14 protein-coding genes are annotated in these 13,205 nt (G+C 68.5%); 11 read left to right on the forward strand and 3 right to left on the reverse strand.

The window, feature by feature from the left end; translation table 11 throughout:
• The first annotated feature begins 196 nt into the window (after positions 1-196).
• On the forward strand, positions 197-1,537 hold the full coding sequence (locus tag ACFTS5_RS01220) for an MATE family efflux transporter (RefSeq protein WP_378626523.1): 1,341 nt from the start codon (positions 197-199) through the stop codon (positions 1,535-1,537).
• A gap of 152 nt (positions 1,538-1,689) precedes the next feature.
• The gene (locus ACFTS5_RS01225) at positions 1,690-2,835 is read left to right on the forward strand and encodes a lipase family protein (protein ID WP_378626524.1); all 1,146 of its coding nucleotides are present in this window, start codon (positions 1,690-1,692) and stop codon (positions 2,833-2,835) included.
• A 17-nt stretch (positions 2,836-2,852) separates the two neighbouring features.
• On the opposite strand, the gene ACFTS5_RS01230 is transcribed toward ACFTS5_RS01225, so the two are convergent.
• Positions 2,853-3,161 (reverse strand): putative quinol monooxygenase, encoded by a 309-nt coding sequence (locus ACFTS5_RS01230; RefSeq protein WP_378626526.1) that lies wholly within the window; start codon positions 3,159-3,161, stop codon positions 2,853-2,855.
• Between the two features lie 89 nt (positions 3,162-3,250).
• On the opposite strand from ACFTS5_RS01230, the gene ACFTS5_RS01235 reads away from it, so the two are divergent.
• The 4 genes from ACFTS5_RS01235 (at position 3,251) to truB (ending at position 6,312) form a co-directional block, all read left to right on the forward strand.
• Positions 3,251-3,553 carry an ArsR/SmtB family transcription factor gene (locus ACFTS5_RS01235; RefSeq protein WP_378626527.1) on the forward strand — a complete coding sequence of 101 codons (303 nt, stop codon included), beginning with the start codon at positions 3,251-3,253 and terminating at the stop codon, positions 3,551-3,553.
• Between the two features lie 42 nt (positions 3,554-3,595).
• On the forward strand, positions 3,596-4,552 hold the full coding sequence (locus ACFTS5_RS01240; RefSeq protein ID WP_358062466.1) for a metallophosphoesterase: 957 nt from the start codon (positions 3,596-3,598) through the stop codon (positions 4,550-4,552).
• A gap of 156 nt (positions 4,553-4,708) precedes the next feature.
• Complete coding sequence (npt, locus tag ACFTS5_RS01245) at positions 4,709-5,380, forward strand: 4'-phosphopantetheinyl transferase Npt (protein ID WP_378626529.1); 672 nt, start codon at positions 4,709-4,711, stop codon at positions 5,378-5,380.
• Positions 5,380-6,312, forward strand: a complete 933-nt coding sequence (gene truB / locus ACFTS5_RS01250) for a tRNA pseudouridine(55) synthase TruB (RefSeq protein ID WP_378626531.1) — start codon at positions 5,380-5,382, stop codon at positions 6,310-6,312. Before npt ends, truB begins: the two co-directional genes overlap by 1 nt.
• 82 nt (positions 6,313-6,394) lie before the next feature.
• On the opposite strand, the gene ACFTS5_RS01255 is transcribed toward truB, so the two are convergent.
• Positions 6,395-7,879: an FAD/NAD(P)-binding protein gene (locus tag ACFTS5_RS01255; protein WP_378626532.1), complete on the reverse strand. Its 1,485-nt coding sequence runs from the start codon at positions 7,877-7,879 to the stop codon at positions 6,395-6,397.
• A 159-nt stretch (positions 7,880-8,038) separates the two neighbouring features.
• Here ACFTS5_RS01255 and ACFTS5_RS01260 point away from each other — a divergent pair, with 159 nt between their 5' ends.
• The 3 genes from ACFTS5_RS01260 (at position 8,039) to ACFTS5_RS01270 (ending at position 10,628) form a co-directional block, all read left to right on the forward strand.
• A complete protein-coding gene (locus ACFTS5_RS01260; protein WP_378626533.1) occupies positions 8,039-9,154 on the forward strand; it encodes a LuxR C-terminal-related transcriptional regulator in 1,116 nt (371 codons plus the stop codon).
• A 93-nt stretch (positions 9,155-9,247) separates the two neighbouring features.
• Complete coding sequence (locus tag ACFTS5_RS01265; protein ID WP_378626535.1) at positions 9,248-9,670, forward strand: EF-hand domain-containing protein; 423 nt, start codon at positions 9,248-9,250, stop codon at positions 9,668-9,670.
• Positions 9,671-9,785: 115 nt separating this feature from the next.
• Entirely contained in the window at positions 9,786-10,628 is an 843-nt protein-coding gene (locus tag ACFTS5_RS01270) for a hypothetical protein (protein ID WP_378626536.1), read from the forward strand.
• A gap of 19 nt (positions 10,629-10,647) precedes the next feature.
• Here the strand turns inward: ACFTS5_RS01270 and ACFTS5_RS01275 are convergent, their stop codons facing one another.
• The gene (locus ACFTS5_RS01275) at positions 10,648-11,409 is read right to left on the reverse strand and encodes a metal-dependent transcriptional regulator (RefSeq protein ID WP_378626537.1); all 762 of its coding nucleotides are present in this window, start codon (positions 11,407-11,409) and stop codon (positions 10,648-10,650) included.
• 102 nt (positions 11,410-11,511) lie between these two features.
• On the opposite strand from ACFTS5_RS01275, the gene ACFTS5_RS01280 reads away from it, so the two are divergent.
• The gene (locus ACFTS5_RS01280; protein ID WP_378626539.1) at positions 11,512-12,480 is read left to right on the forward strand and encodes a bifunctional riboflavin kinase/FAD synthetase; all 969 of its coding nucleotides are present in this window, start codon (positions 11,512-11,514) and stop codon (positions 12,478-12,480) included.
• A 127-nt stretch (positions 12,481-12,607) separates the two neighbouring features.
• Positions 12,608-12,877, forward strand: coding sequence for a 30S ribosomal protein S15 (rpsO, locus tag ACFTS5_RS01285; RefSeq protein WP_056811493.1), 270 nt, complete (start codon positions 12,608-12,610; stop codon positions 12,875-12,877).
• Positions 12,878-13,205 lie beyond the last annotated feature (328 nt).

Raw genomic sequence — 13,205 nt, forward strand, 5'->3', positions numbered from 1 at the left:
AGCGGTGTGGGTGGCGGCGTCGGTGCACGACGACCGCGACCATGATCATGCCCGGCGAACGGCGAGATCGCCGATGCACGTGATGGGCGATGTGTCGGTGGCGTGTGCCACCATCGGCGGGTCGGCGGCGCGTCCGATGAGTTCGTGGTGACCGTGGGAGGTCGGTGTGGGGTCCGCTGAACCGAGGGACGAAGCCATGACCGGCGATGAGGTCGACCAGGTCGGGCCGCGGCGAATTCTCGGCATCGCCGTGCCCACCCTGGGTGTGCTGGTCGCCGAGCCGCTGTATCTGCTCTTCGACATCGCGGTGGTCGGCAGGCTGGGGGCGCTGGCACTGGCCGGGCTGGCCGTCGGCGCGGTGATCCTCGGGTCGGTGAGCACCCAGCTGACGTTCCTGTCCTATGGCACGACCGCGCGTGCGGCCCGCAGACACGGTGCGGGGGATCGGACAGGTGCTGTCGAGGAGGGCGTGCAGGCCAGCTGGGTGGGTGTGGCGATCGGTCTGGTGATCGTCGCGGTGATCCAGTTGTTCGCGGTGCCACTGTGTTCGGTGCTCTCCGGCGGTGGGGAGATCGCCGACGAGGCGTTGATCTGGGTGCGGATCGCGCTGTTCGGCGTGCCGTTGATCCTGCTGTCGATGGCGGGCAACGGGTGGATGCGCGGCGTGCAGGATGTGCGACGACCACTGACCTACGTGGTGGTGGGCCTGGCGTTGTCGGCGGTGCTGTGTCCGGTTCTGGTGTACGGACTGCTCGGTGCCCCGCGCATGGAACTGGCCGGTTCGGCGGTGGCGAATCTCGTCGGCCAATCGGTCTCCGGCGTCCTGTTCGCCTATGCCCTGCTGCGCGAACATGTTTCGCTGCGACCGCGCGTCGCGGTGATGCGCGCTCAACTCGTCCTCGGGCGCGACCTCATCATCCGCAGTCTGTCGTTCCAGATCTGCTTCGTCTCCGCCGCCGCGGTGGCCGCTCGTTTCGGCGCCGCGTCCGTGGCCGCCCACCAGGTGGTCCTGCAACTCTGGAATTTCCTCGCCCTGACCTTGGACTCGCTCGCCATCGCCGCCCAGACCCTGGTCGGCGCGGCCCTCGGTGCCGGTAATGCCCACGGCGCCAAGGCGATCGCGCGCCGGGTGACGGTCTGGTCCGAGATCTTCGCGCTGCTCCTCGCCGCCGTCTTCGCCGCGGGCGTGACCGCGATCCCGCTGCTGTTCACCGACGACCCCCAGGTCCTCGAACGCACCCATGTCATCTGGTGGTTCTTCGTCGCCATGATCCCGGTGGCCGGTGCGGTGTTCGCCCTCGACGGTGTCCTGCTCGGCGCGGGCGACGCCGCCTTCCTGCGCACCGCGACCCTCGTCGCCGCGCTGACCGGCTTCCTGCCGCTGATCTGGCTGTCGCTGATCTTCGACTGGGGTGTGGCGGGAATCTGGACCGGTTTGGTCGTCTTCATGTTGGCTCGGCTGCTGGCCGTCATCGCCCGCGCACGATCCGGTCGCTGGGCCAAGGTGGGCGCCGAGATCCCGCACGGCGCCGCATAGTGCCGTGGAAACACAGTGTCGTGGAAACACAGTGTCGTGGAAACCTGTGTGACACAGCAGATTCGGCTCCGGTGACGGGTACGGAAATGCTTCTCGGCAGTCGATCGCCTACCGTCGCTGGTGCGGACAGTGGGATCGACGATGGAGGCACAATGGCCGTGCACGACGTGATTGCCCAGGGCGGCCGGGTGGCGGTGGCCGCGGCGCTGGTGCTGATCGGCGCGGTGGGCGTGGGGCCCGCGGCGCAGGCGGCGCCCGTCGCGCCGGGGCAGCTGATTGCCCATACCGCCCAGCCTGCCGGCTGGGGTGACTGGTCGCGGGCAGCCATCGTCGAATACCGCACGGAGGGCGCGACGCACGGCATCGCGAACGCGGCCGGGCTGTTGCTGCTCCCGGATACGCCCGCCCCGGAAGGTGGTTATCCGGTGGTGGCGTGGGATCACGGGACCAGTGGGCTCGGGCCCCGGTGCGGCCTCACCACCGACAAGGCGCGGCACGAACGCCCGCTGCTGCGAGCGTTCCTCGATCGTGGCTGGGCGGTGGTCGCCCCGGATTACCTCGGCCTGTCGCCCGGCTCCGACACCGTGCACCCGTACCTGCACACTCGCACCGAGGCCACGGCCACGATCGACCTGGTTCGTGCCGCGCGGGCCGCGGAGCCGAGTCTGGCGCGGACGTGGGCCGTGGTCGGCGGTTCGCAGGGGGGACATGCCGCACTGGGGACCGGCAACCTCGCCGACGACTACGCGCCCGAACTGGACTTCCGCGGCACCGTGGCGCTGGCGCCGGCATCCAACTACGAGCAGATTCTGACCCGGCTCGGTCCCGAGGTCCCGAACCTCCCCGTGGTGGACCGGCTAGTCGGCCCGTTCGCGGGCATGCTCGCCGGGCTGCGCGCCACCCGTCCCGACCTGGATGTCAACGGTCTGCTCAGCGCTCGTGGACGCGAAGTGGTCGACGCGATCGCCACCAGTTGTGTCGACGATTTCGACCGGGCCGTCGGCGGTGCGTCGATCGGCGCGCTGCTGGCGAAGCCCGTGGCCGCCGACGGCATCGGCGCGGCGCTGCGTGACTACATGGTGGTCCCCACGGTCGGTTATCGCCAACCGGTGCTGATCGCCCACGGCGCGGCCGACACGGTGGTTCCGCTGCCGCTGACCTTCGCGCTGCTCGCGCAGATGCGATCGGCGGGCACCCAGGTCGAGTTCGCGCAGTACCCGGGCGGACACGAACAGGTCGGCGTCGAATCGCAGGACCGGGTCCTGGCTTTCGTCGACGGCTTACTCGCCACCGCCTGACCCGGGAGCGGGACGGCTCAGCGGGGGTAGGGGCTGAGCATGTCGATCCAGCGGATGTCCAGGTCGCGGGTCAGGTAGTCCAGGCGGGAATTCCAGAAGTCCCGCATGTGCGGCAGGGCGAGGTGGCGGTCGAGGTCGGCTTTGCTGCGCCATACCTCGTAGAAGACGAAGACCGAGGGGTCGTCGCTGTCGACGTGGAAGTGGTATTCGAGGCAGCCTTCTTCGGCGCGGGTCGGTTCGACGAACGAGAGCAGCAGCTCGCGCAGGTCGTCGCGGCGTTCGGGTTTCGGGTGGGCGAACCCCACCAGCGCGTAGGTGCTCGACATGATGCTCCTTAGGTACGATGTTCTACGTACCTAAGGACGCTAGGCGGCAGCTAGGTATGATGCAAGCCGTACCTATGTGGAGGTGGTGGGTGGACCAGGAACTCGAGCTGGGAGCGGTACTCGGCGCGCTGGCCGATCCGCTGCGGCGTCGCGTGATCACCCTGCTCGCGCTGGATCCCGCCGATGGCGACCGCAGCTGCTCGTCGTTCGACCTACCGGTGACGAAGGCGACCCGCACCCACCACTTCCGGGTGCTGCGCGAGGCGGGGCTGGTCCGGCAGGTGAATTACGGCAATCGCAGCACCGTCGTCCTGCGGCGGGCCGACCTCGACGCGCGTTTTCCCGGCTTGCTCGATCTGCTGGTGGCCGAGGCAGCCGACGCGCAGGGGTGAACCCGCAGGCGCCGCGTGCCCGGGGTGTGCCACTGTGGACAGGTGATTCCGAAGTTGATGGCGGTCAGCGATGTGCACGTGGGGCATCAGGGCAACAAGCCTGTGGTGGAGCAGATCGTTCCCGATTCGCCCGAGGACTGGCTGATCGTCGCCGGTGACGTGGGGGAGAAGGCCGAGGAGGTGCGGTGGGCGCTGGAGTTGCTGCGCGGCCGCTTCGCCAAGGTGATCTGGGTACCGGGCAACCACGAGCTGTGGACCACGCCGAAGGACCCGGTGCAGATGCACGGCGCCGCCCGCTACGACTATCTCGTCGCGATGTGTCGTGACCTCGATGTCGTCACCCCCGAGGACCCGTTCCCGGTGTGGACGGGTCCGGGCGCCGAGAAGTACGGCGGCCGGGTCACCCTGGCGCCGATGTTCCTGCTCTACGACTACTCGTGGCGACCGGCGGGCACGAAGACCAAGGCGGAGGGTCTGGCGCTGGCGCGCGAACGCAATGTCGTGGCGACCGACGAGTTCCTGCTGACCCCCGACCCGTACCTCACCCGCGACGCCTGGTGCCACGCCCGTGTCCAGTACACCCAGCGCCGCCTCGACGCGCTGCCCACCGACACCCCGCTGGTGATGATCAACCACTTCCCCCTGGTCCGTCAGCCCACCGACATCCTGTTCTACCCGGAGTTCTCGCTGTGGTGCGGCACCGACCTGACCGCCGACTGGCACACCAGCTACAACGTGGTCTGCTCGGTCTACGGCCACCTCCACATCCCGCGCACCACCTACTACGACGGCGTCCGCTTCGAAGAGGTCTCCCTCGGCTATCCCCGTGAATGGAAACGTCGAGGCATGCCGGAACCGCTGCTGCGCCAGATCCTTCCCGACCCGGTCTACGCCGAAGGCGACCTGAACTCCTGGGGCGGCCACTTCAAGGTCACCCCGGAGATGGAAGCCGCGGCCGCCGAGATGCGCGAGAAGGCCGAGCGCAGGCGAGGCATCTGACAGCGAATTTGCACGAGAACCCCACGCCTGATTTCGTAAGAACATCGGCAACTCACCGGGCACGAGCACACCCGCCCACCCGGTACCGCCAGACGCCGGCGCTGACCCAACCAGCGCCGAGGTCTGGCCACAAGACGCGGAGAGGCGGACAAGTCAGTGCTGGAGAGGATTTTGCCGAGGAGTGTGGCTTCGGCGGAGTTGCTGGTGTTCCCGGAGGATCTCACGGCGCATCCCGCCGAGGAGCACCTGATCGCCAAGTCCGTGGAGAAGCGTCGCCGGGATTTCATCGGCGCCCGGCACTGTGCTCGCCTCGCCCTCGAACAGCTCGGTGAGCAGCCTGTCGCGATCGGCAAGGGCGAACGCGGCATGCCGCTGTTCCCGCGCGGCATCGTCGGCAGCCTCACCCATTGCGACGGTTACCGTGCCGCCGCGATGGCGCACTCGCTGCGTTTCCGCTCGGTCGGTATCGACGCCGAACCGCACGACACCCTGCCCGAGGGAGTGCTCGATTCGGTCAGCCTGCCCGCCGAACGCGAGTGGCTGTCGGATACGCCCGGTGAGGGCCTGCACCTGGATCGGCTGCTGTTCTGTGCCAAAGAGGCCACCTACAAAGCCTGGTTCCCGCTCACGCTGCGCTGGCTCGGTTTCGAGGACGCGCACATCACTTTCGAGATCGACTCCCGCACAGACGATGCGGGATCGGGCACTTTTCATACCAAGCTGCTCGTGCCCGGCCGGACGAACGACGGCGGCGCCGCGCTGACCGAGTTCGACGGCAACTGGCTGATCGCCGACGGGCTGATCCTGACCGCGATCGCACACGGCTGATGGCCGCGCGAGTGTCGCGGGTGGGCGAGCTGGGCGGTCTCGTGATCGTCGACAAGGACAGCGGCCTCACCAGCCACGACGTGGTGGCGCGCAGCCGAAAGCTGTTGCAGACCAAGAAGGTCGGCCACGCGGGCACACTCGACCCGATGGCCACCGGGGTGCTGGTGCTCGGGGTGGAGCGGGCCACGAAACTACTCGGCCAGCTGCTGCTCACCACCAAGGCCTACACCGCGACGATCCGCCTCGGTCAGGCCACGAACACCGACGACGCCGAGGGGGAGGTCACCGCGACCACACCCGCGCTGCACGTCACCGACGACGAGATCGCGGCCGGCGTCGCGGCCCTGACCGGTGACATCGAGCAGGTCCCCGCCACGGTGAGCGCCATCAAGGTCGACGGCGAACGGGCGTACGCGCGCGTGCGCGCCGGCGAGGAGGTGCGGCTGGCCGCCCGCCCGGTCACGGTGTCGCGCTTCGACATCCTGGCCCGACGCGATGTCGCCGACGGTGAATTCGTGGATCTCGACGTCGCGGTCGAATGCAGCTCCGGTACCTATATTCGCGCCCTGGCCCGCGACCTCGGCACGGCCCTCGGTGTGGGCGGACACCTGACAGCCTTGCGCCGCACCAGGGTCGGTCCCTTCACGCTCGAACACGCCCGCACTCTCGAACAACTCGCGACCGCGGCCGAAGCCGAACAGCCCCTGCTCAGCCTCGATATCGACGCCGCGGTCCGCACCGCCTTCCCGCTCCGTGACATCGACGAATCGCAGGCCACCGACCTGCGGACCGGCCGCTGGCTCGAGCCTGTCGGCATCAAGGGCGTCTACGCCGCGATCGACCCACGGGGCCGGGCCATCGCACTCCTGGAGGAGAGCGGCAAACGCGCCGGCTCGGTGATGGTGGTGCGCCCGAGGGGAATCGGCGACTGACGAGCTCGTTGTCGTTCGATGCCCGCCTCGTGGCCGGGTGAGGTCGGCACCCGCGCCGCCGAAACCGCCTGCGGGGCAGAGGTCAGCTGCTCACGGGCAATGCCTCGTGCCGGAATTCCGGTAGGCCGGATTCCTTCGTCAGGTGCTCGGCCAGCAGTGCCGCTTCCGCGGCGAGGCCGGGTGGGTTGGTGGCGATGAACATCGAATCCGCCGCCAGGTTGCCGAGGACGTGCCAGGTGCCGCCACGCAGCGCACGGGTGCGTGGTTCGGCGCGGAGACCACCGGTGGGCGCGACTTGCGCTGTGCCGCTGTCGAGCAGGTGTGTCATCAGCGTCTCGGTGTCCTGCGGGGTGACATGGGCGGGTGGGTTGACGGCGTTGATCACGATGTCGGCCGTCCAGGTGGATTCGCCGGTCAGCGTGAACCCGGTGTCGTCCGCCGCGATCGCGGTGAGTCCGGTGCGCAACCGCACCTGACCCGAATCCAGCAGGCGCAGCAGGATTTCCGCGTTGTGCGGGACCATCGGCGAGCTGAGGCTGCTGATCGTGCGGTAGTGATCGGTCCGCAACATCATCCGGTCGGCGTCGGTCAGGGCAGGCCACAGGATCGGGCCCATCGTGCGGATCGCCATCGTGAGCAGGCGTCGACCCAGCAGGCTGGAGTCGACATCGGCGAGCTGACGGCGCAGGCGAAGCACCGGGTCCTCGGAGCCGGTCGCCCGGATCTCGGCGGCGAACGCGTCGAAATCCTCACCCAGGTCGGCCAATTCGGCACGCAGGAGCGCGACCACCGCGGTGAACTCGACCGCCCCGCCCGCCGCGAGGTCCAGCGCGGCGGCCGGGGTGAGGTGGCGCGGCGACAGCGGTCGTGGACGTTGCTGGACGAACGGCAGGATCCCGCTGCGCGACAGCAGGGTGATCGGGCCTCGATGACCGTTCTCGGTCAACGCGGCCGTGATGTCGACGGCGGTCAGGCCGCTACCGATCACGGCTACCCGAGCCTCGGGATCCACCTCGGTGAGCGTGCGCGCCAGCGGATACGGCTCGTCGAAATAGCCGGGGGCACCGGTCAGTCCGTACTGGTCGCGGGGACGGCCGCTGCCGACGCAGAGCACCACGCGATCCACCGGATACGTGACACCGCCCTCGGTGCGCAGTACCACCGGCTGTTGCTGTGCGACGCCGGTGACCCGGTCGTTCACCACGTCGACCCGCCATCCGTCGTGGCGCAACCGGTCGATCGACGCCCGCGCCGACTGTTCCAGGTACTCGCCGTACATCGCGCGCGGCACGATCGGCTGCCCCAACCCGGGGTCGAGGAAGCGCACCGCGTCCGGTCGCTGGGCGAGCCAGTCCTGGAAATGCCCACGATCGCTCGCCCGCGCGGACATCAACGCGGGCGGGGCGTTCACTCGCACCGCGGGCACATCGCGCTGATAGGCCCGCCCACGCCACAGCGCCGCGGACCCCTCGAACACGGTGATCGTGCCGGGTGCCCCGTCGGCTCCCGCGAGCGCGTCGAGCAACCCGACCGCGGCCACTCCCGCGCCGATGATCCCGATTCGCATATCGACTCCTGTCGTCGGAGGGCGTTGCCGCGCACTCTCATTCGATGGCGGGCACGACGTCGTGCCCGCTCGGTGATCAGCGTGGTCGCGCCGGAGTCGCTGCGAAATCCCGCGTTTGCGGGATGGTCGGCGAGCACTGAACGCGACGACAATGGGCACATGACCACCCCGGCTTCGCCTTCCCTGTCCGCTCTGCTCAGCGGGATCGCCGCGGCGCCGGATGCGCACGAGTTGTTCGAGCGGACGTCCACCCGATTGCGCCGATCCGTAGGGTTCGATGCCGCGGTGTGGGTAGCCACCGATCCGGTCAACGGGCTGACCACCGCGCCGGTGCGGGTGGAGAACCTGCACGAGGGCGGCTGCGGAACCTACTGGGAGTCAGAGATTTTCGCTGAGCACGTCAACCTGTTCCGCGATCTGGCGGTGGCACAGGTGCCGGTGGCCGGTTTGCGCGCGGTCACGGGCGACCGGCCGACGCTGAGCCCGCTGTATCGAAGTTTTCTGCGACCCCGCGGATTCAGCGACGAATTGCGGGCTGTGCTGCGCGTCGACGGCCAGGGCTGGGGACAGGTGAGCTTGTTCCGGGACCGTGGCAGTCAGGCTTTCGACGCCGTCGATATCGCGGTGCTGCAAGCGTTGTCGGCCCCGATGGCACGGCGCTTGCGCGGCTTCGCGCGACCGGCGACCACGGTCTCGGACGGCGTCCACGCGCCCGGCCTGCTGCTGTTCGGCGCCGACGGCGCCCTGCTCTCGGTGAACGACGAAGCCCGTGAGCTGCTCGCGCAGATGCCGCCCGGCCCGTCCACGACCACCGACTCCGGCCTCGAATTACCGCTGCCCGTCTGGATTCTCAGCACGGCGGGGCGTGCGCGTCTCACCGGCGACAGCGCCCGCATCCGTATTCGCACGCTGACCGGCCGGTGGCTCGTCTGCCACGCCTCGTGTCTGCGTGATGTGAACGGCGACCCGACTACGACAGCACTGGTGATCGCACACGCGACGCCGTCGGAGGTGGCCGCACTCGTGGCCGCGGCCTATGAACTGACCCGCCGCGAACTCGAAGTCACCGAACTCGTCGCGGCGGGACTGTCCACCGCCGCCATCGCCCGGCACCTGCTGGTATCGGCCCACACGGTGCGCGACCACGTGAAGTCCGTCTTCGACAAGACCGGCGTCACCAGTCGCGGTGAACTCGTCGCGGCCCTGTTCACCGAATACCGGCAACCGGCCGCCGAATCGATCACACTGCGCGTGCTCGACGGCCAGGCGAGCTGAGAGTCGCCCACTCGTTGTGCGCCGCACCCACTCCCAGGAATCCGTAGAGTGGCGTGACCGGCCGGTAGTGGCCGCGGAAGAGGGATTCGTGAGATGAGTGCAGAGTCGGTCGACACGTTCACGCTGTGGGATCGCGACGGTGACGGGCTGGTGTCGGTGGATGACATCGCCGACGGAATCCGTTCGGCGGGAATCGACGTCGACCGGGCAGCCATCGAGCGGATGGTCGCCGCCGCGGACACCAACGGCGATTTCCTCGTCTCCCGTGCCGAATTCGATGCCGCCGTCGTCGCGGGGCGCATCGAGGTCACCGACGCCGACGCGGCGTTCCGGGTCTTCGACATCAACGGCGACGGCCGGATCTCGGTCACCGAGCTCGAATCGCTGATTCGCCACGTCGGCGCGGGCCACATCGACGAACCGGCCGCCGACCTGCTCGCGGCCGCCGACCAAGACGGCGACGGATACCTCTCGCTCGCCGAATTCCGCGTGCTCCTGGACTTCCTGTCGCGCTGACAGTGCCGGATCATTCGGCGGCTTCGGCTGTCAGTGACACTGGACGTGTCGCTAACGTCCTGTCCGATACCGGCGATAGCGAGGAGGAATAGCTTTCGCGGCGGAGGGGCAGACCATGACTGCGATCGGGAAGACCTGGATCGGCGTTCTCGCCGGCGTGACGGTGTTGCTCACGGCGTGTGGGAGTGGTGATCAGCAGGTGCCGGGATCGACCTCGGCGCGCTCGACGACCACGGTCACCGCGTCGATACCGATCGCCACTCCCAGTGCTGCTCCCGCCGTGATCCCCGGCGGGCCCGCGCCTACGGACAGAGAGAGCGGCCCATCGAAGTCTGTGGGCGCGCCCACCGCTCCGGCGATGACCGCCACGCCGCCCGCAGCCGCGACCGGCACTGTCGTCCTGCGCACCGTGACTCTGTCCGGCGTCCCTGTTCCCGGTGTGCCGGTGCATCTTTCGCTGCAGCAGCCGTGTGATCCGGCGAACAACGACATCCCCCTCGGTGAGACGGCCGAAACAGTGCGCCGCGACGGTGTCACCGACGAACAGGGCCGGGCGGCGTTCACCACCGAGATCGGTTGCTATTACTTCGGGATGACCGCGCCGTCGGGAACGAACCCGGTCCACGAAGGCATGCACACGCTGTTCCTGGTCGCCCCGGGCGGCACGGCCACCGGCGAACTGCGCTTCCAGGACACCGCGCCCGAACCCGCCTCCGCCTGCGCCGAATCCACCATCGAAGCCGAACTCGGCGTCGATCCGGGACCCGCCGCGACCATCCCCGACTGCGACGGACAGTGGGGTGTCATCCGCTGGGATACCCCCGGCGACAACCAGCGCCTCATCACCCGCGCGTCGGGAACCTGGACCACCTATGTCCGGTTCCCGCACGACACGTGCTGGACCGCCGCCACGGCCGACGGCGTACCGGCCCGCCTCCGCACCTATTTCAACTGCTGATCCGGCGCGCCCCGACAGCTCAGGCGGTGAGCCAGATCGCTTCGGCGGCAAGGGTTCCCAGCTCGGTGGGATTCTCGGACGAGGCGATGCGGACGGCGATGGTGCCGGCGAAATCGCGGCGTTCGGCGACTTCGATGGTGGTGTCGAGAGCGATGCCGACGGAGTCGAAATAGCGCAGCATCGCGGGGTCGGAGTCGGAGATGCGGGCCACCCGGCCGGATTCGCCCGCGGCGAAGTCGCTGAGCTGACGGGCGGGGGGAGTGGGGACGGCACCGTCGGTGGAGGGGATGGGGTCGCCGTGCGGGTCGCGGTCAGGGTGGCCGAGTTTCGCGTCGATGCGCGACATCAGCAGGTCGGAGACGGCGTGTTCGAGTACCTCGGCCTCGTCGTGCACTTCGTCCCAGCCGTAGCCGAGCTCGTTCACCAGGAAGGTCTCGATCAGCCGATGACGGCGCACCATCGCGACCGCGGCGCGACGGCCGTGTTCGGTCAGGGTGATCGCGCCGTAGCGGGCGTGTTCGACCAGGCCCTGATCGGTGAGCTTGCGTACCGCCTCCGACACCGTCGAGGCCGACACGCCGATCCGCTCGGCCAGTAACTTGGTCGACACCTTCTCCTGTGACCACTCCTGGGCGGTCCAGATGACCTTCAGATAATCCTGTGCCACCGCCGACAGTTCGGGGGCGATCGTGGGGCTGAGTTCGGCCTGCTCGGCGGGTTGCGTCAGCGCGCTGCGGGTCGCGACATCTCGTTTAGCTGGCACATCACCAATGTTAGGCATCCCTGGCCCGAATGACACATCGGCGAACCGGCACGCCGCGCACCGGCGATCCGCCGCACACCGGAATTCTGTTCGGGCACCGCTTTGCGTAGGCTTCGCTCTGTGCAGAGATGGCGAAGTCTCGACGACGTGCCCGCGGACTGGGGGCGTTGCGTTCTCACGATCGGCGTGTTCGACGGGGTACATCGGGGGCACGCGCAGCTGATCAGCCGCGCGGTCGCCGCGGCGGGTAAGCGTGGCGTGCGCGCGGTTCTGATGACCTTCGATCCGCATCCGATGGAAGTGGTGCGACCCGGTTCGCATCCCGCACAGCTGACCACGCTGACCCGCCGCGCGGAACTCGCCGAGGAGCTCGGGATCGACGTGTTCTGCGTGATGCCGTTCACCCAGGAATTCATGAAGCTCACCCCGTCCGAATACGTGCACGACCTGCTGGTCGAACGTCTGCACGTCACCGAGGTCGTGGTCGGCGACAATTTCACCTTCGGTAAGAAGGCCGCGGGCACCGTCGACACGATGCGCGAACTCGGCGAGCGGTTCGGCTTCGAGGTCGACGGGGTGACCCTGCTCGGCGAACACGCTGTCACTTTCTCCTCCACCTACATCCGGGCCTGTGTCGACGCGGGCGACATGGCTGCGGCCGCCGAGGCGCTGGGGCGCCCACATCGCGTCGAGGGCGTCGTCGTGCACGGCGACGGGCGCGGGCGCGGGCTGGGTTTCCCGACCGCCAATGTCGCCCCGCCGATGCACGCCGCGATCCCGGCCGACGGGGTGTACGCGGGGTGGTTCACCGTGCTCGGGGCAGGCCCGGCCATCGGTAACGCCGCACCCGGCGAGCGCGCGATGGCCGCGATCTCGGTCGGCACCAACCCCACGTTCTCGGGCCGCTCACGGACCGTCGAAGCGTTCGTCCTCGACGGCGAGGCCGATCTCTACGGCCAGCACGTCGGTGTCGATTTCGTCGAACAACTACGCGGAATGCGCAAGTTCGACTCCATCGACGATCTGGTCGAGGCCATGGGTCGCGACGTCGAGACCGCGCGCAAGATTCTCACCGCAGCGCAAGCCTGAACCCCGATTTATCTCGCCACCACGTGTCGAGTAAAGTGGCTCCTCGGGTTTGCTGCGGTCCGCGGTGGCGCCCATCCCGGGTAACCGGACCTTCGAGCGCGGAACTGAAAAATAGGAGTCGAGCCACATGGCGCTGACCACTGAGCAGAAGTCGGCAATTCTCGCCGAATACGGCCTGCACCCCACCGACACCGGCTCGCCGGAGGCGCAGATCGCGCTGCTGTCGAAGCGGATCTCGGACCTGACCGAGCACCTGAAGCAGCACAAGCACGATCACCACACCCGTCACGGCCTGCTGGCCCTGATCGGTCGTCGTCGCCGCCTGTCGAAGTACCTGCAGGCCAACGACATCAACCGCTACCGTTCGCTCATCGAGCGTCTGGGTCTGCGTCGCTGATCTGAATCAGACACGCCTCCTCGTCGAGGCGGTCGACACCTGGCCAACGGGAAGAAGTACACTTCTTCTCGTTGGCTATTCGTGTATTCGGGGACCATCGGGTTCCCGGCTGCATTACAACATGTGACAGCCGTGTGCATCCGTCCGCGTGGCGTCGGTCTTCGGTAGTGGCCTTTCGGCAGGCGTTGTTCTCGCCGCCGTCGGGCTTCGATCGATGATCGCCTCCGCGTTGCCCCTTTTGTGGAATGTTCCAGCCGAGGGGATACGGCCGGGTGCTGCGCGTGGCAGCCAGGAGGGTTTCCACGTGTCCGTGTCCGGTACGGCTGAC

The sequence above is a fragment of the Nocardia sp. NPDC056952 genome (assembly GCF_042674185.1).
Lineage (GTDB): Bacteria > Actinomycetota > Actinomycetes > Mycobacteriales > Mycobacteriaceae > Nocardia.